The following is a 25661-nucleotide window of genomic DNA, read 5'->3' on the forward strand; positions in this document are numbered from 1 at the left end:
CTGCCGAGGTCGGCGGCTGTGAGATGGGGCTTGTGCAGCGCATCGCTGTAGAGCCGCATCTCACGAGCCGCCCCGTCCAGGTGCTGCCAGAAGGGAAGCGGCAGCTCGAGATCGTGCGAATGCGGGGGATGCGCTTCGACCGTCAGCGGACGACGCTGGAGTCATGAGGACCGTCTGGTCCGGCATGATCCAGTTCGGGATGGTCGCGCTGCCTGTCCGGCTGTTCGGGGCCACCGCCGAGCATGACGTGCGACTCCACGAGATCCACGTCGCCGACGGCAGCCGGATCGAGCACCGGCGCTTCTGCCCCGTAGAGGGCCGGGAGATCTCGTATGAGGAGGTCGGACGGGGATTCGCCTTGCCCGACGGCCGCATGGTGCCGCTGACCGAGGAGGACCTGGCGCGCCTGCCGCTGCCGACGAAGCGCACGTGCGAGGTGCTCGGCTTTGTCCCTGGGGCGGACGTCGACCCGATCAGCTACGCCAAGCCGTATTCCGCTGGCCCCGGCAATCCCGGAGCCGACCGGCCCTACGCCCTGCTCGTGGAGGCCCTCGCCCGCACCGGAATGGTCGGCGTGGCCAAGATCGCCATCAGGAACCGGGAGCGCCTGGCGGTGCTGCGGCCACGCCGAGGCGTGCTGGTCGTTCAGACCCTGCTGTGGGAGGACGAGCTGCGGGAACCCGGCGATCTGGCTCCGGCGGCACCGGTCACGGACCGGGAGCTGGAGCTCGCCGAGGTGCTGATCCGGGAGCTGACCGGCATCGAGGAACGCGAGATCCATGACGAGTACGGACACGCCCGGGAGCAGCTGATCACCGCAAAGGCCAGCGGCGCCGAGCTGCCCGAGCCGCCGGAGGCGGCACCGGTGGTGGACCTGATGTCCGCGCTGGAGGCAAGCGTACGGGCAGCCCAGGCCGAGCATGGCAACTGAGAAGCCGCATCGCGGGCACCCATTGACCGTCCGGCAAACACGAGCGTGTGTTATCCGGTGAACGCGGAAGGCCGGAAACGGACACGGGGCGCTGAAATGCCGAGGGCAACACGCCCGCTCGGAGGGCCGGCCCAAGGGGCACGGTGCGGGCCAGCCCTCCCGGGTCAGTTCCTGCCGACGGGACGGGCGTCTAGTTCGCGTCGACGGGCAGCTCCCCGTTCGACTGCCAGATCACCCCGTCCAGCTGGATGGGCAGGCTCGGGAATCCGAAGAGGAAGCCCAGGCAGCGCTCCCGCAGAACCGCCGCGCTCTGCTCGGGACTCAGCGGGACGCCTTCCTCTTCGCCCCCGGGACCGGGGAGCGCAGTCCTGCAGTCGGCATCCGGGAAGATGTCGATCTCCCCGAGAACCACGTGCGCCGTCGCGCTCTCCCGATCCGGGTAGCTCCATGCCGACTTCGGCAGGAGGACGATCAGGTCGTAGGCGTCGAGGGCGTCGGCCACCGCCGCCGCGAGCGGACTGCGGTCGGTGCGGGGCCCGCTGCGGTCGCTCTCCCGTGAGGGGTGGCGGACCTCCCACATGCAGGTGTGCTACACCAGGACGCCGGGGCCGTCCGGCGAGGCCCACAGCGTGCTGGTCGTCGGCTCCGGCGGGGCGGCCGGCTCGGTCTCCTTCTTGCGGCGGCCCCGGCTGCGACGGTCGAACACGCCGCTCAAAGTCCAGCGCCAGTAGTCCTCGGCTTCCTCCAGGAGCAGGACCCGCTGTCCGCTGTGTGCCCAGGCCGCCGCGATCCCGCCGGCCAGGTGGTAGAGGTTCCCCGAGCGCTCAGCCAGGAACCGCAGGACATGTGGTGCGTGCGGCGCATCGGCCGCTTGTCGGTCACCGGCGTCTCCGGTGGCTACCCATCGTTGGTGCCCTCCGGATGGCGCTCGCGGTAGAGACTGACGAAACGTCTCGTCAGTCGGCCGAGTTCACGCGTGTACTCGAAGGCAACGAACTGCGGAGTCTCAGCCGTCGGCCGGGCGTTCAGCTCCGTCAGGCGGTAAGCGTCCCTGTACATCTGCCGAACGACCGGGTCCTCGTCGAAGCCCAGCTCTTCCGTCACGAACAGGTTCAGCGCTCCACGCAACTGGGTGGCTGTCAGGTCAATTTCCTGCCGATCAGGCATGGACAGCGTGATGGCCAAAGCCTTCATCACGACATCGCTGATGGCTTCGACGTCGATCGGCAGTGCCTCCGGATCGGCAGCGTCGACGCTCGGGGATCGGTCCTTGTCTGTCACGGCGGTCATCACGCGCTCCTCTCGTGTCCGCTTTTGGTTGCGGCGTGTGAAGAGCTAACTGCGGGATGTGCCCATCCGGGTACCGTAGGAGGGAGGCGTGACCGTGAAAGCCGTGAAACCTACGGGAGTTGGCAATGGCCAAAGCACCCCAGGACGACCGCAATACGGGACTCGAAACCCTGCTTGAGCAGGCGCAATGGTCGCGTACCCAGCTCGCCAATGCGGTGAACCGCACCGGTGTCCAGGTCGGTATGACCCTGAAGTACGACCACTCCGCCGTTTCGCACTGGCTGAGCGGGACGCAGCCAAGGGAGCAGGTCAGGCCGATCATCATCGAGGTACTCGAACGCAAGATCGGCCGCCCCGTGACCTATGCGGAAGCGGGTCTGCAGCCTCCGAAGGGCGGAGAGGACTCCGGCAGCGGAGACACTGTCGAGTCCCTCTTGGATCTGGGCAGGGCTGATATGGACCCCTCACGACGCGGCGTGCTCGCCGCCGGCTTGTACTCGGCTGCTCTCGTCGTGCCCCTCTTCGCAGGCGAGGCGCACGCAGAGGAACGCGAACGCGCCACGAAACCCACAGGCCGTATCGGGCCGGGCGAAGTCGCGACCGTACGGACCATGACCGACCGCATCGCAGACATCCTCGACGAGCTGGGCGGCGGCCACGCCCGCCCAATGGCCGCGGCATTCCTCGTCAACACCGTCGCGCCCTACCTGCGAGCCCAAGCAACCGAGCCGGTCAGAAACGACATGCTCTCCGCCGCCTCCGACCTGACCTACCTGACCGGGTGGATGGCGATGTACGAACGAGAGCACGGCCTCGGACAGCAGTACTACGTAAAGGCGTTGAACCTCGCCAAGGCTGCTGCTGACCACGTCACCTACTGCCGCACTCTGCGCGGCATGAGCCTTCAGGCATCACATCTGCGCCATGGGCAGATGGCCTTGAAGCTCGCGGACTCAGCTGCCGAAGCTGCACCCAAGGCCGGCCTGCGGCTGGTGGCGTTCCTTCGAGGTCAGCAGGCACACTCGGCAGCCATGGTCGGCGACCGGAAGCAGGCATTCACTCGCCTGCGTGAAGCCGAAGCAGCGCTCTCGAAGGCCGACTCACGCCGAGATGCTGTCGGCGGATACGACCAAGCGGCCTACCAGTTCCACGTCGCCCACGTCCTCTACGAGACGAAAGACCTGGCGGGCTCGATCGCGGCTCTGAAGAGCTCGGTCCGGGCACAACCCAAACAGGAACGGCAGGGCCGACTCCACGCCAACGGCGTTATGGCCCAACGCCAGTACGAACTGGGACACATCGAGGAGGCGTGCAGCACCTGGAATACGTTCCTCGACGACTACGTGGGCTTGTCAACCGCTCGCGGCGACGAGCACTTCGAGACGATGCGGAAGCGGCTCGCTCCCCACCGGAAGGTCCGGGCCGTAAGAGAACTCGGCGAACGCGCTCGCCAGGTCGCGACGCTGAAGGGGTAGTGACCCTGGAGAGGGCGATGAGGCGGGCGCCGCACCGCCCTCCCCGTCTGGGCGGCGCGCGGGTCAGGCAAGCAGGATCTGGCCGGCAGGGCGGTCAGGCTTCCAGTTACGGACCCGTCTCGTTTCCGCCGGCGCCCTGCTCTTCCAGCACTTGATTAACCGCGACAGCGGCTTCGTGTGCGTCTGCTGATTCACCGGCGTTGAGTGCCGCGAGGTAGAGCTCGCCGTGCTTTTCAGAGCGGCCCCGACGACGACGCGCCCAGTCGGCCAGGGGGCCGCTCTCCTGCGGCCTCGTCGGGGGCGAACGGTTGTCCGCCGAGAGGCGAGACACTGACCAGACGACCCCAACCGACAGGCTGGATCTCCCCCTCACCGAAGGAGCGTCGAAGCCTCGACGGCTTCCTCGCCGCTCACCGCGTTCGCGGCCCGTCGCCGTTCGAGGCGGCTGACTCCCGAAGCAGTCTGGAGGCAGCGGGTGTCGGAGGTCTTGGTGGCGATCGATGACGTCAGCGCTTGGACCATGGGCGACTTCAGCTACTCCGACCACTGAATCCACTGCTGCGCGCTGAGACCCTCACTGTTGTTTTGGTGGCGGCTTGCGCCTGCGCGTCGGTCAGACGGCGGCAGGGGCGCCGAGCATCGCGGAAGCCTGTTGGAACGGGTTGAGGACGCGCGTGGGCGCGGCGGTGTGGGGAAGGCCGGGGCAGATGAAGCCGAGTTGGGTCATGGCCCGGAGGATTTCGCCGGCGCTGAAATCGCGGCGGTCCTGGCGTGTGATGACCTGCCCGACCTGCTTGACGGGGTAGGTGCGGCGGCCGATGATCACGGACTCGCCGATGACCTGTTCGGGCTTGATGCCCTTCATGGATTCCAGGACGCCGCTCTTGGTGAGGTCGAACGGGAAGCGGGCGATGACACAGCGCATGATGCCTCACAGGGAGAAGAATGAAGGGGAATGGTTTCGCCGCGGTGAGGCGGTTCAGTGGGCAAGGGCGAGGACGCCCGGAGCGCTGCCCTGCTTGTCGACGACCGGCAGGGCACCGGGCCGGCGGCCGCGCATCGCGTGCTGGGCTTCGGCGATCGTGGTAGCGGGTGAGGTGAACGGCCCGCGGTTGTCGAGAATGTCGCGTAGCTGGACCCGGTCCGTGTACGCGGGGCTGTCACGGACCGCGGCGAGCTGGGCCTGGGTGACCAGTTGGGTGCACAGGCCGTCGTTGTCGCAGACGAGCAGGTGCTCGGTGCGGGCACTGGTCATGACGGCCAGGGCGACTTCGATGGTCATGTCGTCGCAGACCTGCGGTCCGGCCGTGTCCATGGTGTCGGCCACTGTCCTGTGCGCGGGGGTGGCGCTCGCCGGGCGGGGTTGCATCTGAACCAGTGCCAAGATGTGCCTCCTGCAGAGATGGGCCAGTTTCCTGATCAAGGGTTCTAGGCCGCCGCGTCGAAGGAGGACTGCCGCACGATCGTGCGCCGGGCAGTCGAAGCGGGGCTGCGTCGACCGCGGGAGGCCGCGCTGCGGCTGCGCTGACGTCGCTCGGCCACCGGCGTGGTGATCGTCACGGGAATGCCGGAGGGGGTCTGGGCGCCGGTGATCCGGCTGAGTGCCTCCTCGCCCGAGCGGACCTGAGTGGTCTGCGGCACGATGCCGGCGGCTGCCATGAGGCGGCTCATGTCGCGGCGCTGGTTGGGGGTGACCAGAGTGACGACGCTGCCGGACTCGCCGGCCCGCGCGGTACGGCCGCCGCGGTGGAGGTAGTCCTTGTGGTCGGTCGGCGGGTCGACGTTGACAACGAGGTCGAGATTGTCGACGTGAATACCGCGCGCCGCGACGTTCGTCGCGACGAGCACAGTGACATGCCCGGTCTTGAACTGGGCCAGGGTCCGGGTGCGCTGCGGCTGCGACTTCCCGCCGTGCAGGGCGACGGCCCGCACCCCGCTGCTCAGCAGATTCTGCGTCAGCCGGTCGACAGCGTGCTTGGTGTCCAGGAACATGATCACCCGGCCCTCGCGCGCCGCGATCTCCGTCGTCATCCGGTGCTTGTCGGCGCCGTGGACATGCAGTACGTGGTGCTCCATCGTGGTGACCGCCCCTGCGGACGGGTCGACGGAGTGGACGACCGGGTCGGTGAGGTAGCGGCGGACCAGGAGGTCGACGTTGCGGTCGAGTGTGGCGGAGAACAGCATCCGCTGGCCCTCAAGGCGGACCTGGTCCAGGAGCGCGGTGACCTGTGGCATGAAGCCCATGTCGGCCATCTGGTCGGCCTCGTCCAGGACGGTGATCGCGACCTGGTTCAGCCGGCAGTCACCCCGGTCGATGAGGTCCTTGAGGCGGCCCGGCGTCGCGACGACGACTTCGGCACCACGGCGCAGCGCGCTGACCTGCCTGCCGATCGGCATTCCGCCGACGACAGTGGCCAGGCGCAGCCTCACCGAGCGTGCGTGGGGGGTAAGAGCATCGGTCACCTGCTGTGCCAGTTCACGCGTCGGCACGAGGATCAGGGCCAGCGGCTGGCCGGGCTCGGCGCGCTGCCCGGCGGTGCGGGCCAGCAGGGCCAGGCCGAAGGCGAGGGTCTTGCCGGAGCCGGTGCGCCCGCGACCGAGGACGTCGCGGCCCGCGAGGGTATTGGGCAGGGTCGCGCCCTGGATCGGGAACGGGACGCTCATGCCTTGCGCGGTGAGCGAGGCCAGCAACTGCTCGGGCATGTCGAGGTCGGCGAACGCCTCGACGGCAGGCAGCGCGGGAGTGATCGTCTTGGGCAGGGCGAACTCGCCCGAGGCCGCCGCGGGCCGCCGGCCGCGGCCGCCTGGGCGGCTCGGCCCTCCGGAACGGCTCGGGGCGGGCGTGCCGAAGCGGTTGCCCCGGTGCGAACCGGCGCCGGAGCCGAAGGCGGGACCGCCGGTACGGTTGCGGGAGGAGCGGTTGTTCGTACGTGAGGGGTTCATTCAGAACCTTCCTTGATACGGCACGTATCAAGGAATTCTCGCAGCAGAAGAACAGCGCGGGGAATCACAAGAACGAGCCGAACGAAATGCGAAAGCAGATCTGGCCCGCGGTGAATCCGGTGCAAGTGCAGGCGATGAAATGAGTGACGTCATGCGGACGTGAGATCCCGGACGTCTACAGGGGCATCTTCAAAGAGGTCCGCATTCCTGGAGAGGGATCTGCGGGCGTCGTTGCCCCACAGGGAAGCCCCGGGGAATTCCCGTAGCTGGGGCCCGCACCCCGAGGGATGCGGGCCCCAGCTACGAAGTGCGCGTCAGCGTCAGGCAGGAACGATGTTCTCAGCCGTCGGGCCCTTCTGGCCCTGCGCGATGTCGAAGGTGACCTTCTGACCTTCGAGCAGCTCACGGAAGCCCTGAGCGGCGATGTTCGAGAAGTGGGCGAACACGTCAGCGCCGCCACCGTCCTGCTCGATGAAGCCGAAACCCTTGGCCGCGTTGAACCACTTCACAGTGCCAGACGCCATGTCATATCTCCTTGTGGGGCAGTACGCCGGAACCCGCAATCCACGGATACCGGGTCGCCGCGATGATGCCCCGCCCGGAGATGACCGGAAATACAAAACGCTCCCCGCGGCTAAAAATGCCGACGAAAGGCGTTGAGGTTTTTGGGAACCACGACTGCAACTGAGATCGACAGTAGCATGCGGTAGCGGCCTGCGTACGGTCAATAATTCCGCTCTGCCCGTTGCAGTAAATACACTGTCCGCGCGGCACATTAAACTCTCGTCTCGCGGTCATAGATATTGATCCACCCGGAACACAGCGCTCCAGGAAGAGCGGTCGTCGTTTACGGCGGCCCATCAGCCCGTATACGGGTCCCGACGCAGATCAGCGCAGCGCTGCTGCGCGGCGCTCTCACGAGTGCCCCAGATCCCACCACCATGGACTGAGACTGAAGGCGGCCGACGCCCACCGTTCGTGCGAACCAGTCGGACAGCAGGACCTGCCCGGGGCAGCAGTACGCTCCGCGCGCGGGCTGATCGCCGTACGGTGGGCGAACACGTCCGAGCCGCCACTGTCCGGGCGGTGAAGCCGCAGCCGTTCTGCGCGTCAAACCACTTCACAGTTCCCGCGGCCCTTGCCTCACACCTTCCTGCCGATGAAGCGTCCTACGACATGCGGCAGACGGAGGCGGTCACCCTGGCTCCTCCGCCGCAGCAGAACGCCTACGACGAAGATGTGGGCGAAGGGAACATCCTGGTCAAGGCAGTTGACCCAGAAGCCACGCGTCAGCCCGCGGTCGTCGGGTTCTCTAATTCGGCGACGTGGCGGTATTCGGCGTTGATGCGCTGGGCTTCTTCGAGCTGGTCCTCGAGGATGATGATGCGGCAGGCGGCCTCGATGGGGGTTCCCTGGTCGACGAGTTCGCGGGCGCGTGCGGCGATGCGCAGCTGGTAGCGGGAGTAGCGCCGGTGGCCGCCCTCGGAACGCAGCGGGGTGATCAGGCGGGCTTCTCCGATGGCGCGGAGGAAACCTTGTGTGGTACCGAGCATCTCGGCGGCCCGACCCATCGTGTAGGCAGGGTAGTCGTCGTCGTTGAGACGGCCGAACGAGTCGTCTGCTGTCATTTGCACCTCTCTGTGGAACGCGTGGAGGGGCTCGGGTGCCGTATGGCACCCGAGCCCCGAAGGAACTGCTACACCATCTGCCGACCCTGATACTGCGCCGGCCTTCTATTTCCGCTGACCCGACCTGGAAGTTGTCGGGGGTGCGGGGATCGCGGTTGCTTGACCGGAGACCACCTCGCTATCGATGTCCTGCGGTACCCGGGCTCAAAACTTCCACCCGGGCGATCCTGATGGCGCCTGGCTCCTCCGTTCTTCCCTCTGGGATCATCACTTACCTACTGCTGGTACTGCTCTCCTGCGTACTGCTCTGTGGCCTGTGCCAGCGCCACTTTTCGACAGCCAGCCCCGTCGCCCGTCCTGCATCTGCTCTGGCTTAGAACCCCACTGCCGAACCTCCCGGTGCGCGCGTCCGCAGCCGACGCCTTCACCGAGGTGCTGCTCACTGACTTCACTGCTGCGTACTGCACTTGCGGGTACTGCTCACGGCGGCCCCTGATCACTGCGGGCCACCCGGTCCGGTCGCCAGTCCCGTCGCCGTCCTGCAACAACCCTGGCTTCGGAACTCCACCACCGCACCGTCCTGCGAACTGCAACTGCGGTTACTGCTGCCCGGCAGTTCGTCTCTGCCGGGCCCTGCTGTCTCTCTGGGCTACGAGAGAAACCATAACCACACCACCACCCAATGTCTACTCTGGCCAACATAGATTTCCGTTACCCGGGCGGAGAGATAGTCGGCCTCGGTCACGGAAGGGGTGTGCGGCGGCCCCGCTCCAGCCAGGCTCGCCCGCTCCGACCAGCGCCGTTACGCGCAGCCTCGACGCCGCGAACACCGCAGTCGCCACGTCTGGCCATGCGGATGATCGCTCAGGACACGCGGGGGCTCGTGCGGTTGACACACCGCAGGCCGGGCACAAGCGCCGCCAGATAGGACCTGCGTGACGATCCAGAGACCAGGGTGGCCTGATGAACACAATGAGCGTCAACGTGGCAACTGCCCTCTCCACGGGATGCATTGCCAGCGCGCGCCGGAGCGCCCGGGATTTCCTCGCAGGGCGGCGCCGTGCGCGTCGCCCGCGACCTCTACAAGGCCACCCACCGGCACTACGACGCGCTCCTGGTCGCCTGTCCGCACCGCCGGGGCGAAGGTCCGGCCGGACACGAGCCGCTGGCAGGCCGAGGTCGAAGAACACATCCGGGCCCGCCGGTTCGACGCGGTCGTCGAATCCGCCCTCGCCGATCCCGACGAAACCCGCGCGTCGTCGGGCCGCCCCGTGATGACGACCGGTATGGCCTTACCGCGGCTGATGTCCCTGTCGAGCGCCCAGCGACGCGGCGCCCACTGCGTGTTCTGTAGCGCTGCCCTGTCGGCGCGCACTGCGGTCGATCTCGGAGCACGGCCGGTCGATGCACGCGGCTCGTCCGCGCTGTGGTTTCCCCGCCGGTGCGCCACCTGCCCGAAGGACCGATCGTGATCACGTTGGCCAAGAACCCCGCCCCTGCCGCCGAATACCGCACGCTCCTCGGCCACACCCTGGCCTGCGCGGCCTGCCGGGCGAAGGCGCCGTGCTTCACCAGAGCCCGGCTCACCCGCGCCTGGCGGGCAGCCCGCGTACCTTGGAAGGCCAGCCGATGAAGACTGAATCGACGGACCTCATCACCTGCTACGGGGGTCCGTGTGAGTCGGTTCCCAAACTGCCGGTACAGCCACGGAACCTTGTAGGGACCCAAAGGGCTCCGGTAACGCGTCTAAGTAGTGACGGCCGGATTCAACTGGGGGACGAGTGAAGCGAGACGAAGATTTCTCCGAGTATGCGAGCGCGCGGTGGCCCGCTCTCGTTCGTTCCGCTGTTCTCCTTGGACGCACCGTGCAGGATGCCGAAGACCTGGCCCAGACGGCACTCATGCGCTGCTACGTGTCGTGGGCCAAGGTCACAAAGGCGGATGATCGGGATGCTTACGTGTATCGAATCCTGGTGAACGCCTATCACGACAGTCGTCGAAGAAGGTGGTGGGGGGAGAAGCCCGCCGCTGTCGTGCCCGAACAGGTCGAGGCAGATGCCACCACGAGCGTGGACGCAGCGGACGCGGTGGGTCGTGCGCTCGCGTGCCTGAGCCAAGCCAACCGTGAGGTTGTCGTCCTCCGGTACTACGCACATCTCAACGATCAGCAGATCGCCGAAGCGCTCAACATCGCCCCCGGCACCGTGAAGAGCCGGTTGTCCCGCGCCCTGACACAACTGTCCACCGACGCCAACCTTTCCGACCTACGCGGAGGAAGCCACACATGAATGACGAGGAAGCCGGCCAGGTGCTCGAACGGCTCGCAGACCGTGTACCCGTCGGTCCCGCGCCCTTAGACGATCTGGTCCGCGCGGGCAAGTCCGCACAGCGCAGGAAGCGCCACGTGAGCGTCCTCAGTGCTGCCGCAGCGATGACCCTGGTGCTTGGCGGGGGGATTGTTGCCCAAGCGTTCATAGGCGGAGGCGCTCCCTCTGTGAACGACTCTGCTCAAGGGGCCTCCATGACACCTCCATCGCCAGCACCCGCGACGGACCTGGACAACCCGACAAGCGAACTGTCCGGGCCACTGCCGGATGCTGATGCAGCAAGCTGTGCGAATGCCTACACTGCAGAGGCCATTGCCAATCGAGCGTTCGCGTTCGACGGTGTCGTGGTCGACATCGGCCCCGCTCGCTCCAGCCGTTCCGGCGAGGGCCTGGGCGGCGTGGGAGTCACATTTGCAGTTCGCGAGTGGTTCTCCGACGGTACGGGACCAAACATCACGGTAGACATGGGTTCGCCCACGGCCGGGACGCAAGACGTCACTGCAGATTTCTTCCATTCGTATGCAATTGGATCACGGTTGCTTGTCAGTGGTGAGCCTCGTTGGGGAGGATCCCCTCTCGATGCCCCCATCGCCTGGGGTTGCGGCTTCACCCGCTACTACGACCAACAAACGGCTGAGTCCTGGCGGCAGGCCGCTACGACGGAGAAGTCATCGGAACCTACGTCCAGGCCGACTCGTAGCAGCGCGTTGTCGCGCTGAAGGCCACTCCCGGCAACAGCGTCTAGTACTGCAACGACACTCCGTGATGTCCTCGGCGTCTGTAGTGACTGATACGGGCTCGGGCCTGGCTTTCTCTTCGCCATAGGGACCAGGCGATTACGTGTTGGACGCTGTGGAGGACAGGAGGAGGAGATGCGGTTAAATAACCGTCTGGCCTCATTCATGGTTACAGGTATGAGGGATCGATTGCCATCGGTTTCGGGATCCTCTTTTTTGCCTCCACTCGCAGGATGGCGAGGAAGGCGAGCGCGGCCATCGAGAGAGTTATGTGCCGGTACCAGGCTGTATAGCCGCGAACTTGATAGTGATCAAGTCCGGTTTCGTTCTTCGAGGTCTGGAAACACTCCTCGACCATCCACCGGGATCCCGCAACCTGCACGAGTTCCTCCAGCGAAGTTCCGGTCGGGCAGAAGCAGATGTAGTAGGCAATGTCCGCGGGGTCGGTGACGCTGCGCCGTGCCATCAGCCAGTGGGCCCAGCCCTCGCGTCGCCAGGGCCGGATCGCTGCTGCGGCCCAGTCGTATTCGCGTGGACCGTGAGCGCCGTTGCCGCAGCTCACACGTGTCCACGCATCGTCGGGGAGCTCGCCGATCAGCTCGTGTGCGCGGGCCTGGCCCTTGGCCGGCACGATCACAGGACGGGGTGGCTCCGCGATGCGGAGTACGTCCGCACGAGGCGGCAACAACGCGTCTGGCCCGGGCACCCCGGGGTCCGACATTCCAGACCCCATTCAACCAAGATCAGCCGTTAAATTGACACACCCGAAGTATGCCTGCGTCCGGGTCGGCGGCATACGTCCATGGTGGCGGGGGGGTCAGTCGGTGGACGGGTGGTTGCCGCTTGTGGCGGAGACGAGGCCTGTTTCATAGGCGATGACGACCAACTGGGCCCGGTCATGGGCATGGAGTTTGGCCAGCAGCCGCCTCACATGCGTCTTGACGGTCGCGATGCTCAGCCCGAGATGTTCGGCGATCACACGGTTGGGCAGGCCGCGGGCCACCAGGCGGAGCACTTCCCGCTCTCTTGGGGTCACACCCGACAATTCCTGGGCGAGTCGGGGGCGTGGCTCGTGGAGTCCGGCGAACTCGCGGATGAGACGGCGGGTGACTGTGGGCGCGAGCAGGGCGTCGCCGGAGGCGACCACCCGGAGTGCGGTCAGCAGATCGGCGGGGAGGATGTCCTTCAGGAGGAATCCACTGGCCCCGCCGCGGAGCGCCGCGTACACGTACTCGTCCAGATCGAACGTGGTCAGCACCAGCACGCGGGTGCCAGCGGCGTCCGGGTCCGCGCAGATGCGCCGGGTGGCCTCCAAGCCGTCCGTGCCCGGCATCCGGATGTCCATCAGCACGACGTCGGGCCGCAGTCGTAGCGTGAGGTCGACGGCCTGGTCACCATTGACGGCTTCGCCCGCCACGGTGAGGTCCGGCACGCTCTCGATGAGCAGCCGGAAGCCCGTCCGCAACAGCGCCTGATCATCCGCGAGAAGGACCCGGACCGGCCGGTTCACCGCGCTGGCTCCGCTCCGCAGGACAGCCGCGCGTGCACCCGGAAGCCGCCCGACCTCAGGGGGCCGGCGGAGAAGACCCCGCCGCACATGGCCGCCCGCTCCCGCATCCCGATGAGCCCGTGCCCGCCGCCGGTCCGGCGTCCGGGGGGCCGGGGCGGCGCGTCGTTGACGATCTCGATCTCGATGGCTTCGGGGCCCGACCGGGACAGGGTCACCCGGCAGTCCGCCGATCCCGCGTGCTTGACCACATTGGTGAGGGCTTCCTGAACGATCCGGTAGACCGTCAGTTCCACACCCGGGGGGAGCGGCGGATCAGGGTCGACGGACAGTTCCACTCGCGGGCCCGCGTCGCCCGCGAGCGCGGCCAGGTCCGCCAGACCGGGAGAGGTTCCCAACTCGGCGCCGTCCCAGGGGGTTCGCAGGACGCCGAGCATGCGTCGCATCTCGGTGAGCGCTGTCCGCCCCGCGGCCCCGACCAGTGCGAGGGTCCGTTCGGCCTCCTGCGGGCTGGCGGAGGTCACCGCGCGGGCTATCTCCGCCCGTACCGTGATGACGGTCAGATGGTGGGCCACCACGTCGTGGAGTTCCCGGGCGATCCGCAGGCGCTCGTCCGCCACGGCCTGCCGGGCGGAGAATTCCGCGTGCGACCGCTGCTCTCTCAGCGCGGTGCCGACCAGCCACGGCAGGGTCATCAGCAGCGACGCGAAGGCGACGCCGGACGCGACCTCGGGCGCCGGGACCGGTCGTGGCAACAGGATCATGGCCGCCGCGACGGCGCCCAGGGAGCAGCCGAGTGCTGTCGCGGACCGGCGCTGCGGTTCCTGCGCCGCCACCGTGTACAGGGCGACCCCGATGGGGATCCATGATTCCTCCCAGCCGGTGAACGCCATGGCACAGACCGCTCCGGCCAGGACCGTGTACAGCACCGGGACGGGCCACCGGCGCCGCACCGCGACCGGCAGCCAGACGACCGCTGCCACGGCCGCCGCGTCCCAGCCGCCCCGCGTCTCGCTCGCGCCGAACGCCAGGCCGAGAAGCACGGCCGCGACGGTGTCCACGCCGTGCCACTGCCCCTTCCGCAGACGTCCGACCACCAGCTGCCGTGACTCCCCATAGTCCATGACAGTCACGCTACCCATGCCGGGATCCGGAGCCGCTCAGCCGGCAGGACGTCATCTCAGGGGCTGAGTCATCCGCGCGGCTGATGCCCGTCGTACCCTCCTGGGCTGACACCGGGTTCCTGCCCGGGGACGAAGCCGCCGGGTCCATCGGCCGGAACAGTGGAGTGCATGAACCGGAGAACACTTCTGACCTCGTGCGCCGGGCTCGTCACCGCCGCCACGATCCCGGGCCCGCTCGCTTCGGCGGCCGTCGCGCGACCACAGCGGGAGGAACCCGTGCGGTTCCAACTGCCCGCCCCGAGCGGCCCCTACCCGCTGGGCACAGTCGCGTTCCACCTGGCCGACACCACACGGCCGGACCCCTGGGTGCCCTCCCGCCCCTGCCGCCAGTTGATGATCAGCATCTGGTACCCCGCCCGCAGCGGGTCGGCCCCCTACCCCACCGTTCCCTGGATGCCGCCGGCGGCGGCCGACCGGTATCTGAGCTTCCTCGGCCTTCCTCCCGGCCGGGTGCGGCTGGGGTGCGCCCATGCGCACGTGGGCGCTCCCGTCGGCGGTCCGCCGGGCCCTCTGCCCGTCGTGCTCTATTCTCCCGGCGCGAACGCGTCACGCTCCTTCGGCACCGGCATCGTGGAAGACCTCGCCAGCCACGGCTATCTGGTGGTCACCGTCGACCACACCTACGACGCGGCGGTGGTCGAGTTCCCCGGCGGCCGGGTCGAAATGAACCCGGCGGGCGGGATCAGCGACTACGCCAAGGCGATCCCGGTCCGCACCGCCGACATCCGGTTCGTCCTCGACCGGGTCGCCGTGCTCCGGTCGGGCGGACACCCCGGTGTCTGCCGCACCCCGCTGCCCACGGGCCTGCCCAAAGCGCTCGACCTGCGACGCGTCGGGATGCTCGGCCACTCTTTGGGCGGAGCCACCACCGCTGCCACGATGCTCGCCGACGGGCGGATCGCGGCGGGAGCAAGCCTGGACGGAGGCGCGGCGGGCCCCGTGGTGGACGCCGGGCTCGACCGCCCGTTCCTGGTCGTGGACACCCCGGGGAAGGGCGGCATGGAGAACAATCCCGCCCTGCGCGCGTTCTGGTCGCACCTGCGCGGCTGGCGGCTCTGTCTCACCGTGCAGGGAGCCGCGCACCAGACGTTCGGCGACGACGCCCTGATCCTCCCGCTGGTCGCCCCTCTCCTGGGCATGTCCCCGCACGACCTGGAAGGAGAAGTCGGGACAATTCCCCGGCACCGGGCGCAGGCATTCCAATGCGCCTACCCGCGGGCCTTCTTCGACCTCCACCTTCGCGACCGGGGGCGACTGCTCGACGGCCCCTCCCCCGACTTCCCGGAAGTCGGCTACACCCGGTGAAAGGCGGACGACCGCACCGGAGGCATACCGCGCCGGACCCGGCGCGGCTTGAGGACCAGGAACGGGTTGTCGGTTTGCCGGGCAACTGGCCCTGGCTGCGGTGACCGGGACGACGTACAGCCTCCTCGTTCAGATCGCCGAACTGGTCCACGACTCCGACGCGCAACCAGCAGTCCAACACGTCGGCTGAAAACCCGCCACGGAAGTGTCCCCGTTCGCACCGGTGCGGCGGGACGCGGGCGGTGCCCGCGTCGGCTTTGAGGGCGGTGCGTCGGCTGGACGCCCTGGCGGCCGGGGGCAGGTGGTGCGGCCGCCAGGGCGTGACGTGGGCTCTCGTCCGGGTAGTTGGCCGGGGCCCACAGCTTTGCCAAGCTACGTCTTGCCGTCCAGCAGCTCACTGGTATGGCCACCGCAGACCGCCAGCACACCGCCCAGCTCCTCGACAGCTACTACGACACCGTCGTCGGCCTCCTCGAGAACGCCAGCTACGACCAGACGACCGGCATCCGCCTGCACACGCTGGCATCCTCCCTCGCCATGACGATCGGCTGGCACCGCTTCGATCACGAACACCACACCCGCCGGCCACTACTGGAACGCCGCCCTCCACGCCGCCCATCAGGCCGGCGACACCGACCGCGGCGCCGGCATCCTCTCCGACCTCGCCTACCAGAGCATCTGGCTCGGCCGCGCCGCCCCCGCGATCGACATCCTCGACCATGCCCTGCACCGCACCCAGGACCCCACCGCCCGCTCCCTGCTCCACCTCCGCAAAGCCCGGGCCCTGGCCATGAACGGCGAAGCCCGCGCCTGCCGCCGAGCCCTCGACGCGGCCGAGCACGCCCTCGATTCCGCCACCGCCGCACCCCAGGCATGGTGCTCCTGGATGAGCCACGCCGTTATGCAACCTGTCAAGTTGTTTCACCCGGGAATGTCTCAGGAAGGTGGCGGCCGAACAGACGGAGCCAGTCTCAAGCATCCCGGCCGGGAGATCGAACTGGATCACGGGACTGGGCGAGGTCGACGACGCCTACCGGCCGCCTTTCAAAGGCAGTTGACGAAGTCGCAGCGCACCCGGACCCGAGCCCGTGCCATCTCAAGCGGATTGTCATGGCGGCTATCGCCTTGCGGGATTCTCCCCGGCCAGAGTCAGGATCAGCACGTCATGTAGTGCGCCACCTGCCCAGGGGGGTTCTCGCCGACCGTCTAGGCCGTGTGTCGAAAGTGGATCTTGGGCTGTGAAGGGAAATCCGCGCCGACATCCACCAGGCCTTCCTCACCCTCGGCTGCGCAATCATCTGCTGGCGCCGCCTCAAAAAGCAGTGCTGATCGGAGCCGTCAGCCCGAACCGGCGACCAGTGCCTCGCCCAGCGGGGTGCGCCGGTAGAGCACCGACCGTCCGGACCGGGCGCGAACGAGCAGCCCCGCGCCGCGCAGGATGGCGAGGTGGTCTCCTACCGCGCCGGGTGCCATGGCGAGGCTTCGGGCGAGCTGGCTGGTACTGGCCGGGGCGTCCAGCGCCAACAGCAGCCGGGCTCGGGACCAGCCGACCAGGGCGGTCAGGGCGTCCGGTTGCGGGACGGTCTCCTGTTCGCCCCACAGGGCGGCGGTGCCGCGGGCGCGATAGATCAAGGTCCTGGGCCAGGGGTCTTCCGTGTGAGCGGCGACATTCCTGACGAAGACTGAAGGGATCAGCAGGAGCCCGTCGCCGGCGAGGCGGACTGTCCCGACTCGGGGGAAGTGGCCGATCTCGATGCCGCCGGCTTGCCAGGCGATGCTCCGGTGCAGGCTCTCGATGGTCGTGGCCCATCCGTGTTCGCCGATCACCCCCACCCGGTGCACGACGTCGCGCTCACAGATCGCGCGCAGTTGCGGCCAGTCCGTGGCGAGCAGCTCGTGCCACGCCCGGTCCATCGCCTCGGCGATCCTGGAGACGGCGTCCGTCGAGTCCAGCACTGCGCGTACGCGGGGATCACGGGCGGACGGGCCGGTCGCGTTGGAGGCGAATTCGTGGCGGGCCGCTTCCAGCGGTGTGGCCCGGATCATGGCCAGGTCGTCCGCCCAGGTCTGATTGAGGCCGCGCGGGGGCGGAGCGACGAAGTTCGGTCCGCCTTGCGGGGTGTACAGGGCGAGGACGGCGTTCAGTTCGCTCTCGCGGCGAAGCCGTTCAAAGGCCGGCAGGAGCCGGGTGGCCCAGGCTCGCGGCAGCGGCCTGTCTCGGCCGGCGAGCGAGCCCAGCAGGAAGCACAGGTCCATCGCGGGCGACAGTGCGAAGCGGCTGCGCAGCAGGTCCTCGACGGAGACTACGAAGCGCAGCACCGTGCCATGCTACCGCCGGACGTCTGTTCCGATTCGTCCAGCGACGAATCATTGGTGAGTGGCGTGAGCGCACGTCGAGGCTGCGCGTCATGACCCCAAACGCCGGACCCGCGCAGGGCAACCACCGTGCCACCTACCGGGAGGTGCTGGCCGAGCCGCGATTCCGGCTGCTCTTCTCAACCCGCACCGTCGCGATCACTGCGGACGCACTGCGGATCACCACGTTCTCGGTGCTGGTCTTCTCGGCTACCGGCTCCGCGCTGCTGAGCGCACTGGCCTTCGGTATCGGCTTCATCCCGCAGCTGTTCGGCTCGCTGCTGCTGGGCTCACTGGCCGACCGACTGCCGCCCCGCGCGCTCATTACCGGCGGCTACGCCTTGACGTGCGCCGCCGCCCTGCTGCTCGCCCTGGTGCGGATGCCGGTCGCGGCAAGCCTCGGTGTCGTGGCACTGGTCTCTCTCGCCACACCGGTGTTCCACGGCGCGTCGAGCCGGCTGGTCGCTCAGTCGCTGGAGGGCGACGCCTATGTACTGGGCCGGTCACTGAACAACATCGCCGGCGCCGGCGCGCAACTGTTCGGCCTGGCGCTGGGAGGTGCGGCCGTCGCGGCACTCGGCCCACGCCGGGCGCTCGCGGTCAGCGCCGTCCTTTACCTCGGCTGCGCGCTTGCTATCCGCATCCGACTCCCCCTGCTGCAGCCGGGGGAGTTCGGCGGCACACCCGGCAGCGCTGGGGGCGATAGCGGGGCCGTCCGTGCAAGCCTGCACGGGGCAGGCCTGCTGCTGCGCGGACGCACGGTACGACGACTGATGCTGGCCCAGTGGCTACCCGTCGCGCTCGTAGCGGGCGCGGAAGGCCTCATCGTCGCCTACGCGGGAGAACGCCAATTCGCGCCCGGCTGGTACGCGGTGCTGATGGGCTGTCTTCCGGTCGGCATGCTGGTCGGTGACCTGCTGGTGGGCCGACTCCTACGACCACCCACCCGAGAGCGACTGGTAGTCCCGTTGGCTGCGCTGGCGGGGCTGCCTCTGATCGGCTTTGCTGCCGAGCCCGGAGTGGGCGTCTCGTCCTGTCTGCTGCTGCTCAGCGGCCTCGGATACGCCTACAACCTCGGCCTGCAACGCCCGTTCCTGGACGCCCTGCCGCAGGACAGCCAAGGTCAGGCCTTCGGCTTGCTCGGCTCCGGCAGCATGACGCTACAGGGCGTCGGACCGGTTTGCTTGGGCGCTGTGGCCGCAGTCATCGGAACAGGCGGCGCAATCGCCCTGGCAGGCGGCGCGGTGGCGCTTACCGCCAGCTGGATTCTCACCTGGCACCCGCCCACCTCCACGGTCCCTGCGCGGTGCCGAAAGCATCGCTGCTGTTCCGCTTGTTGAGCTGGCGCAGGCTTTGGTCGATCTGGCTGCCGACACGCTTTCCCCAGCTCCACCCGAGCGCTATTGGTACTTCGGAAATCCAGCCCACGTGCCGTCCGCCTCCCAGCGGGCGAAACGCTCGTAGACGGTCTGCCACGGCCCGTACCGCTCGGGCAGGTCGCGCCACGGGGCCCCGGTCCGCAGCCGCCACAACACACCGTTGACCACCTGCCGGTGATCACGCCACGGACGGCCACGCCCGTCCACCTGCGGCAACAGGGGATCTATTCGCTCCCACGCCGCGTCCGTCAACTCACCTCGACCTGCCACAAGATCAATTATCAGACAAGCCTTAGCTTGATCTTTAACCTGTGCGGCGTGGACGCGGGGTTGTTGACTTCTTCGTCCGTCGTTTTGCGGGGCCCGGTTTGCCGACTGTGTGCACGTCGTAGCGTGGTGTGGGCCAGGTGTTCTTGCGACCGGATGGCCGTCCTGGGCCGGGGCGGGAGGATTTCGGTGCTCTGGCAGGACAGGCCGCCTTCGGGCGGAGGTGCCGGAAACCGCGGCGGACTCGGGCGGGAGTGAGCTTGTCGGGCGGGCTCGGTTTCTCCCACGGCCGTCGCAGGTCGGCCGCCAGCGGGCGGGCCAGACGTAGTTGGGTGAACACGGCGAGGATCAGCCAGGTCCACCGGTCGGCTGCTTCGGGGGTGCGGATCTTCGGGCAGCTCCAGCCCAGGGTCTGCTTGAACAGCCGGAAGGTGTGCTCGATGTCGAAGCGCCGCAGGAACGCCTGCCACAGACGGTCGACGTCGGCTGTGGTGGCGTCGGTGCCCGACCACCACAGCCACACCGGCTTCGGTGTCGCGCCGCTGGGCAGGTGCTCGACCTGCAGGCGGATCACGGTGCCTTCGATCACCGGCAGGGAGCCCAGCTGGGCAGTCCAGGCGGAGCGGTGGGTCAGTCTCGGGTGGAGCCGGTCCCAGGCCCGTGCGGTGGCGGTGCCGTAGAGGCGGGTCTCGGTCACCGTCTGCGCGTCGGGTGTGTTCCAGGTGGTGGGGTCGCCGAAGACGAACTCGCCGCCGTGGCGGGGTGGGCGGCCCCGGGTGCCGGGCGCGCGGGGCGGGACCGTGCGGCGCAGGACGCGGTCCGAGCGCATCCGGCCCAGCACCTGCACCGGCAGATCCTTCAGCAGGAAGGCGAGGCGGGGCACGTCGTATCCGGCGTCCACCACGATCAGAACGTCCGGATCGCCGTCTTTCCACTGTCCGGCCGCCATCAGCCGCTCGACGAGTTCACGCATCTGCCCGGCCGTGACGGTGGCGGCATCATCTCCCGGGGCCAGACGCAGCGCGTCCAGCGGGGCGGTCCATGAACTGCGGCCCGTCTCCAGCGCGCAGATCACCGAGTACGGCCAGCCGGGAACAGGAATGTGCTGGTCCTTGCCCCGGCCGCAGGTGTGACACAGGATCCGCTGCGGTGAGGTGTGCGCGCTGGGCCGCAGCCAGCAGGTGATGTCGGCGGCCAGCACCAGCCGGCCGTCCGCCGCCCGCGGTAAAGACACCGCGGCCAGGGCCCGCCGCAGCCTGCCGACATCGACCTGGCCCGCGGCCAGGGCGTCGTAGAGCCCACCGTGCCCGCGACGATGCTCGCCCACCAGCGACAGCTCCACCAGCGACCGGACCGGACCATCCGCACACAACACGGCGTCCGCAAGCTCGAACAACGCATCCGCACGCCGGGTCAGACAGGAGTAGAACTCACCCCGGAAGCATGACAGTTCCGCAAACGGATCCTGCCCGACAGCATGATGCAACAGACTCATTCCCACGGCCTTCGCGCTGAGCTTGTGTGTTTCTTGGTCGGAGCACATGCTCAGCCGAAGGCCGCCTGCACGCACGGCAGTTACCAGTCCGAGTGATCAAGTACGACGAGTCGTTCGACCTCCGAGGTTAAAGATCAAGCTAGGGCGTGTCTGGCAAAGGTTGAGCCTTCTGGCTGGAACTCTGGTCCCGTGTCGCGTTTTCAGTTGCTCTCGGATGCCCAGTGGTCGTTGATCGAGGGGATGCTCCCGAAACCGACGGGACGCCCGGGCCGGAAGTTCTCGGATGCGCGGTCGATGGTCGAGGGATCATCTACCGGTATCGGTGCGGGATCGCGTGGCGTGATCTTCCTGAGGTGTTCGGACCGTGGCAGACGGTGTGGACGTGGCATCACCGGATGGCTGTCGAGGGGACCTGGGACAAGGTGCTGGCGACGCTCACCGCACAGGCGGACGCGGAGGGGCTGATCGATTGGTCGCTGTCGGTGGACTCGACGATCGCTCGCGCGCATCAGCATGCGACGAACACGATCCGCCCCACAGGGGGATGGGTCGAACTACACGAATCCAGCGGTCGAGCCGCCTGATCACGGGATCGGCCGCTCCAGGGGTGGGTTGTCGACGAAGATCCATCAGCTCGTCGATGGCAACGGGCTGCCTCTGGTCACGCTGATCACGTCCGGTCAGGCCGGGGACTCCCCGATGCTGCTGCCGCTCCTGCAGCAGCTGCGGGTAGGCCGTAACGTCGGGCGACCGCGCACGAGACCGGATGCGGTTCGCGGAGGCAGCGGCTGGCCGTCGTCCCCCAGCCATAGGGCGAGAGGCTCATGGACGTCACCGGCGGCGTTTACGCGGTAGAGCGCACGGCGGGCCTCCACGCCGATCTTCGAGTAGGGCAGAGCTCGTGAGCTGTGCGCCACGACCAGCGCGTGTCGGCTCGCTCGTTGCACGGGTACGTAGTCCTTCACCGTCGCGTAGCGCCCGCGAGCGCGGGCACGCTCCACCAGCGCGTCCCGCTCGATGGCCACGTAGTGGTGCCACGACCGCAGGGTTCGCAGGTTCGAGTAGACCGTCCTGGCCTTGTGCCGCTTGGTCACCGCGGCCGACAGGTGCACGTCGCCCCGAATGCGGGCACTGCCCGCCACCGGAGGCAATTCCGTCACCAGCAGGCTCGACCCCTCGCCCAGCCGCATGCCGGTGTAGACGAGCGAATCCGAGAACAGCGAGTTGCGCTCACCGTGTCGTCCCCGCCACCTCGGGTCTGGTCGCCCGTCGGGCAGCTCACCGCGCAGCCCGACGTTGCGCCACAGCAGGTAGTCGACGAACTGGACGACGCGCAGCGGCTCCGCATCGTCGTCGACCTCTTGCTCGGCGTTAACCCGCACCCGTCTGGGCCCCTGCGGGGTCATGACGGTCTTGTCGACGTAGCGGAACGGCTCCTTCGTGAGCAGTCCCTCGTAAAGACCCCACTCGACCCGCTTGTCGAGAGCCGCGATCGACCGCTTCCAGGTCGAGGCGGCGATCGAATCCTCGCTGTCCGGCCGCATCCGGACCGCCTTGTACGCGCGCAGGTCGTCATTGTTGGTCTCCCAGATCGACTTCCCGCCCCGGGACTCATGCAGGAAGCGGCTGTAAAGCGTGAGGTCCCGCATGTAGCCCTCATGGCCGTTGTCCGATCTGACTCCCCAGCTGCCGAGTTCACGACCGAGCCGGTTCAGCTGCACGTCGTAGGAGCCGTCAGGACCGAGAACGAAGAACTTCGAGTCCGAAGCGCCGGCACGATCGAGGACCGCCAGAGCAGCCCTAGCCTCAATACCGGTAACTTAGGGGCATTCCGGTCGTTGTTGTTGGTATGCCAAGAGCGGGACAGCTGAAGTCATCTGGTGAGCGTCTGTCGGACCGGGTCGCGGTCGGGGTGTTGACACAGGCTTTTCCTCCGGAGCTTGTGGACGAGGTGTTGGCGGATACGGGCCGGATACAGCAGCGGAACCGGCTGTTGCCAGCCCGGCTGGTGGTCTACTTCGTGCTGGCGATGTGCCTGTTCTCGGGGCAGAGCTATGAGGAGGTCGCCCGGCTGCTGACCACGGGTTTGCGGGGTGCGCGGTGTTGGCGTGCATCGTGGGCGGTGCCGAGCACGGCTGCGATCTGGAAAGCCAGGTCCCGGTTGGGTGTGGCGCCGCTGCAGCAGCTGTTCGCGCGGGTGTGCCGTCCGGTCGCCACACCGGACACTCAGGGTGCTTTCTACCGCGACTGGCGGCTGACCGCGATCGACGGCACCACATTCGACCTGCCTGACACGAAGACGAACGTGGAGGTGTTCGGCCGTCCGCCGCGCTCCGGTCGGGGTGAACAGAACGTCGGCTGCCCGCAGTTGCGCATGGTCGGTCTGGTGGAGTGCGGCACCCATGCCGTCTTCGACGCTGCGATCGGTGCTCTGCGCACCGGAGAGCAGACTCTGGCCCGTGCGGTCCTGCCGTCCCTGCGGCCGGGGATGATGCTGCTGGCCGACCGTGGCTTCTACGGCGTGGACCTGTGGCGTACAGCCGCCGCCACTGGGGCGGACCTGCTGTGGCGAGTCCGCAAAGACCTGGTGCTGCCCGTGGTCGAGCAACTTCCGGACGGCTCCTACCTCACGGAGATCTTCGACCGGAGCGACATCCACCACACCCGTCGCGGGGTGCCGGTACGCGCGGTGGAGTACACCATCGCCGGCCACGAGGGTGTCTATCGCCTCCTCACCACGATCCTCGACCCGGGCAAGGCCCCAGCCGCGGAACTGGCCGCCCTCTACGCCCAGCGATGGGAGTTCGAGTCCACCCTCGACGAAATCAAGACCCACCTCGGAGGGCCACGCCTGGTGCTGCGTTCACAGCACCCTGATGGAGCCGAGCAGGAACTCTTCGGCTTCCTGCTCGTCCACCACGCCATCCGACACCTGATGCACCAGGCCGCACGACAAGGCGATCACGATCCCGACCGGATCTCCTTCACCCGCTCACTGCGCGTCGTGCGCCGCCAGGTCACCGACCAGGCGGCGTTTTCCCCCCGGCAGACTTACCCGCGCAATCAAAGCCACCCACGCTGAACTCCTCGAACGCCTCCTGCCACCACGACGCCGCCGATCCAACCCCCGCGTCATGAAACGCAAAATCGCCAGCTGGCCCCTCAAACGCGCAGCCCACCACGTTGCAGACCACCCACGCGCCCCAGTCATCACCATCGTTAATGCCACCAAACCCAAACGGGTCAAGCGGACAACAACGCCCTAAGTTACCGGTATTGGCCCTAGCCTCGATCTTTCGTGATTGGTCGTCAGCTTCGGCTGGCGGCCAATGCGTCGTTGTGGAGCGTGTGCGGGCATACGGGTGGCCCGATCGTCGCATCGGGTGGGCGCCGGATTCCACGGTTCCGGTCGGTGGCTCTTCTGCTCGTCGGGACGGGTTGTTGCTGGTCAGCGTGGGTTCGGGAGGGTGTCGAGCCGTCTGATCGCGTCTGTGATCACGTCGGTCCATGGCCAGTGGTGGGCGAATCGCAGGTGCCGTTGGCGGGCGGTGGTGATGAGTTGGGCAGCGGCGGAGAACAGCCGCAACCGCAGGCGGCGGGGCTCCCAGAGGCGGGGTTTGCCGGTCAGAGCGAGCATCGGCATCCAGGCGAGCAGGTCGAGGGCGAGCTGGACGATCTCCAGCCAGATCCGGTTCTGTGCGGTCTCGTGCAGGGGCAGGTTCCGCAGGCCGGTGGCCCGTGCGTTCCGAATGCGGTCCTCTGCCCTCGCCCGTCGGCGGTGCCTCAGTTCCAGGTCCGTGATCTTCCCGCCCGTCGTGTTGGTGGCGAAGCAGGTGAGCCGCAGGCCGTCGGCGTCGGTGAAGCGCAACTGGGCGCCGGGGTGGGGCCGTTCCTTGCGGACGATCAGCCGCATTCCCTTCGGCCAGCCCTTGAGTGTGTCGCCGCCGAGTTCGGCGGTCCAGGCGCCGTCGCGGATCTCGCCGCCCGGCTCGACCGCTGGGGTCCAGGCGGAGGCCGGGACCTTCAACACGGCCTGATGAATCTGCTCAGTGATGGTCATCCCGACCGAGTACGACAGCCACCGGCCCCGTTTCGTGAGCCAGGCGAGGAACTCATGGGTGCCGCCCGCGGAGTCGGTACGGATCAGTGTGGACCGGCCGCGCCGGTGACGCTTGGGGAGCTGGGCCAAAGCGAGTTGAGTGGCGGTGATGTGGTCGGCGGCGGTGTTGGATCCCGCGTTCCCCGGCCGCAACAGTGCTGCCACCGGCTCCCCGGTGCCACCGCTTCCGTGGTCGACGAAGCCCATCAGGGGGTGATGTCCAAACGACTTCTTCCAGGTCGCGGCCGCGTCCTGCTTGTCGGAGTGGGCCAGGACCAGCACTCCGTCCAGGTCCACAATCACCTGGCCGCCCCTATCCGGCGCCGCATCTTTGGCCAACGTCCAGACGTACTCGCGCACTTCGGCGCGCGCCGAGCGGATCGCGGTCAGGGCCTTGTCCCCGGCCGCGGCGAGGGTGTCGATCAGCCGGGAGACCGTTGGGTCGGAGGCCACCGGCCCGAACACGGCCGGCTCGGCCCGCAGCAGTCCCGCATCGGCCAGGCAGTCCCCGCCCAGCGCGACCGCGAGAGCCACATCCAGCAGGATCTTGCCCGGATCGTGCACCGCCCGAGGCCGCCGCCACGGCGTCAGCGCCGCCGATATCTCGGTATCCAGGCCGGTCTTACGGGCAGTCTCGACCAGCAGTACTCCGCCAGCCTGCGAGACCACCCCGCTCCCGCCGCCCTCGATGCGGACACGCGGATAGGACCCGATACGCTTCTTCACCTGAGGAGTGCTT

The 25661-nt window shown here is 68.1% G+C and carries 23 protein-coding genes and 4 pseudogenes; 10 read left to right on the forward strand and 17 right to left on the reverse strand.

What is annotated here, in order from left to right; genetic code table 11:
* Positions 1-163: 163 nt before the first annotated feature.
* Positions 164-931, forward strand: coding sequence for a non-homologous end joining protein Ku (gene ku, locus OG609_RS44675; RefSeq protein ID WP_327278468.1), 768 nt, complete (start codon positions 164-166; stop codon positions 929-931).
* A gap of 190 nt (positions 932-1121) precedes the next feature.
* Here the strand turns inward: ku and OG609_RS44680 are convergent, their stop codons facing one another.
* Together OG609_RS44680 and OG609_RS44685 are read right to left on the reverse strand one after the other, a co-directional pair.
* A complete protein-coding gene (locus OG609_RS44680; protein WP_327278469.1) occupies positions 1122-1511 on the reverse strand; it encodes a hypothetical protein in 390 nt (129 codons plus the stop codon).
* 317 nt (positions 1512-1828) lie between these two features.
* Complete coding sequence (locus tag OG609_RS44685) at positions 1829-2221, reverse strand: hypothetical protein (protein WP_327278470.1); 393 nt, start codon at positions 2219-2221, stop codon at positions 1829-1831.
* A gap of 125 nt (positions 2222-2346) precedes the next feature.
* Between OG609_RS44685 and OG609_RS44690 the strand changes: the two genes are divergently transcribed.
* Positions 2347-3696, forward strand: coding sequence for a hypothetical protein (locus OG609_RS44690; RefSeq protein ID WP_327278471.1), 1350 nt, complete (start codon positions 2347-2349; stop codon positions 3694-3696).
* A 369-nt stretch (positions 3697-4065) separates the two neighbouring features.
* Here the strand turns inward: OG609_RS44690 and OG609_RS44695 are convergent, their stop codons facing one another.
* The 6 genes from OG609_RS44695 to OG609_RS44720 all read right to left on the reverse strand — a co-directional run bounded on the left by OG609_RS44695 (position 4066) and on the right by OG609_RS44720 (position 8267).
* A complete protein-coding gene (locus tag OG609_RS44695) occupies positions 4066-4218 on the reverse strand; it encodes a hypothetical protein (RefSeq protein ID WP_327278472.1) in 153 nt (50 codons plus the stop codon).
* Between the two features lie 91 nt (positions 4219-4309).
* Positions 4310-4621 (reverse strand): SCO5918 family protein, encoded by a 312-nt coding sequence (locus tag OG609_RS44700; protein ID WP_327278473.1) that lies wholly within the window; start codon positions 4619-4621, stop codon positions 4310-4312.
* A gap of 54 nt (positions 4622-4675) precedes the next feature.
* Positions 4676-5080, reverse strand: a complete 405-nt coding sequence (locus tag OG609_RS44705) for a CBS domain-containing protein (RefSeq protein ID WP_327278474.1) — start codon at positions 5078-5080, stop codon at positions 4676-4678.
* 44 nt (positions 5081-5124) lie between these two features.
* Positions 5125-6639: a DEAD/DEAH box helicase gene (locus tag OG609_RS44710; RefSeq protein ID WP_327278475.1), complete on the reverse strand. Its 1515-nt coding sequence runs from the start codon at positions 6637-6639 to the stop codon at positions 5125-5127.
* A 320-nt stretch (positions 6640-6959) separates the two neighbouring features.
* The gene (locus tag OG609_RS44715; RefSeq protein ID WP_030304224.1) at positions 6960-7163 is read right to left on the reverse strand and encodes a cold-shock protein; all 204 of its coding nucleotides are present in this window, start codon (positions 7161-7163) and stop codon (positions 6960-6962) included.
* 765 nt (positions 7164-7928) lie between these two features.
* Positions 7929-8267, reverse strand: coding sequence for a helix-turn-helix domain-containing protein (locus OG609_RS44720; RefSeq protein ID WP_327278476.1), 339 nt, complete (start codon positions 8265-8267; stop codon positions 7929-7931).
* Positions 8268-9274: 1007 nt separating this feature from the next.
* On the opposite strand from OG609_RS44720, the gene OG609_RS44725 reads away from it, so the two are divergent.
* From OG609_RS44725 to OG609_RS44740, 4 genes are all read left to right on the forward strand, one after another.
* Positions 9275-9739: a zeta toxin family protein gene (locus OG609_RS44725; RefSeq protein ID WP_327278658.1), complete on the forward strand. Its 465-nt coding sequence runs from the start codon at positions 9275-9277 to the stop codon at positions 9737-9739.
* A complete protein-coding gene (locus tag OG609_RS44730) occupies positions 9736-9900 on the forward strand; it encodes a hypothetical protein (protein WP_327278477.1) in 165 nt (54 codons plus the stop codon). The genes OG609_RS44725 and OG609_RS44730 overlap by 4 nt, the downstream gene beginning before the upstream one ends.
* Before the next feature lie 148 nt (positions 9901-10048).
* Positions 10049-10555, forward strand: coding sequence for a SigE family RNA polymerase sigma factor (locus OG609_RS44735; protein ID WP_327278478.1), 507 nt, complete (start codon positions 10049-10051; stop codon positions 10553-10555).
* Positions 10552-11313 carry a hypothetical protein gene (locus OG609_RS44740; RefSeq protein WP_327278479.1) on the forward strand — a complete coding sequence of 254 codons (762 nt, stop codon included), beginning with the start codon at positions 10552-10554 and terminating at the stop codon, positions 11311-11313. The genes OG609_RS44735 and OG609_RS44740 overlap by 4 nt, the downstream gene beginning before the upstream one ends.
* A gap of 187 nt (positions 11314-11500) precedes the next feature.
* Here OG609_RS44740 and OG609_RS44745 read toward each other — a convergent pair.
* The 3 genes and pseudogenes from OG609_RS44745 to OG609_RS44755 form a co-directional block, all read right to left on the reverse strand.
* Positions 11501-11947 (reverse strand): annotated as a pseudogene (locus OG609_RS44745) (IS701 family transposase); the annotation flags it as partial.
* Between the two features lie 201 nt (positions 11948-12148).
* Positions 12149-12841 (reverse strand): response regulator transcription factor, encoded by a 693-nt coding sequence (locus OG609_RS44750; protein ID WP_327278480.1) that lies wholly within the window; start codon positions 12839-12841, stop codon positions 12149-12151.
* Positions 12838-13962, reverse strand: a complete 1125-nt coding sequence (locus tag OG609_RS44755; RefSeq protein ID WP_327278481.1) for a sensor histidine kinase — start codon at positions 13960-13962, stop codon at positions 12838-12840. Before OG609_RS44755 ends, OG609_RS44750 begins: the two co-directional genes overlap by 4 nt.
* Positions 13963-14130: 168 nt before the next feature.
* Here OG609_RS44755 and OG609_RS44760 point away from each other — a divergent pair, with 168 nt between their 5' ends.
* The gene (locus OG609_RS44760; RefSeq protein WP_327278482.1) at positions 14131-15327 is read left to right on the forward strand and encodes an alpha/beta hydrolase family protein; all 1197 of its coding nucleotides are present in this window, start codon (positions 14131-14133) and stop codon (positions 15325-15327) included.
* A 372-nt stretch (positions 15328-15699) separates the two neighbouring features.
* Here OG609_RS44760 and OG609_RS44765 read toward each other — a convergent pair whose 3' ends face one another.
* Together OG609_RS44765 and OG609_RS44770 are read right to left on the reverse strand one after the other, a co-directional pair.
* Positions 15700-15843: a hypothetical protein gene (locus OG609_RS44765; RefSeq protein WP_327278483.1), complete on the reverse strand. Its 144-nt coding sequence runs from the start codon at positions 15841-15843 to the stop codon at positions 15700-15702.
* Positions 15844-16665: 822 nt separating this feature from the next.
* Entirely contained in the window at positions 16666-17646 is a 981-nt protein-coding gene (locus OG609_RS44770; RefSeq protein WP_327278484.1) for a winged helix-turn-helix domain-containing protein, read from the reverse strand.
* A gap of 89 nt (positions 17647-17735) precedes the next feature.
* On the opposite strand from OG609_RS44770, the gene OG609_RS44775 reads away from it, so the two are divergent.
* Positions 17736-19022: an MFS transporter gene (locus tag OG609_RS44775; RefSeq protein WP_327278485.1), complete on the forward strand. Its 1287-nt coding sequence runs from the start codon at positions 17736-17738 to the stop codon at positions 19020-19022.
* 81 nt (positions 19023-19103) lie between these two features.
* On the opposite strand, the pseudogene OG609_RS44780 reads toward OG609_RS44775, so the two are convergent.
* Together OG609_RS44780 and OG609_RS44785 are read right to left on the reverse strand one after the other, a co-directional pair.
* A pseudogene (locus OG609_RS44780) lies at positions 19104-19331 on the reverse strand (transposase); the annotation flags it as partial.
* 34 nt (positions 19332-19365) lie between these two features.
* Positions 19366-20823 carry an NF041680 family putative transposase gene (locus OG609_RS44785; protein ID WP_327278486.1) on the reverse strand — a complete coding sequence of 486 codons (1458 nt, stop codon included), beginning with the start codon at positions 20821-20823 and terminating at the stop codon, positions 19366-19368.
* 189 nt (positions 20824-21012) lie between these two features.
* Between OG609_RS44785 and OG609_RS44790 the strand changes: the two are divergent.
* Positions 21013-21645 (forward strand): annotated as a pseudogene (locus OG609_RS44790) (IS5 family transposase); the annotation flags it as partial.
* A gap of 665 nt (positions 21646-22310) precedes the next feature.
* Here OG609_RS44790 and OG609_RS46650 read toward each other — a convergent pair.
* Positions 22311-22544: pseudogene (locus tag OG609_RS46650) on the reverse strand (site-specific integrase); the annotation flags it as partial.
* Positions 22545-22672: 128 nt separating this feature from the next.
* Here OG609_RS46650 and OG609_RS44800 point away from each other — a divergent pair.
* Entirely contained in the window at positions 22673-23905 is a 1233-nt protein-coding gene (locus OG609_RS44800) for an IS4 family transposase (RefSeq protein WP_327271085.1), read from the forward strand.
* A gap of 366 nt (positions 23906-24271) precedes the next feature.
* Here OG609_RS44800 and OG609_RS44805 read toward each other — a convergent pair whose 3' ends face one another.
* Complete coding sequence (locus tag OG609_RS44805) at positions 24272-25648, reverse strand: IS1380 family transposase (protein ID WP_327278488.1); 1377 nt, start codon at positions 25646-25648, stop codon at positions 24272-24274.
* Positions 25649-25661 lie beyond the last annotated feature (13 nt).

This window comes from Streptomyces sp. NBC_01224, from assembly GCF_036002945.1.
Lineage (GTDB): Bacteria > Actinomycetota > Actinomycetes > Streptomycetales > Streptomycetaceae > Streptomyces.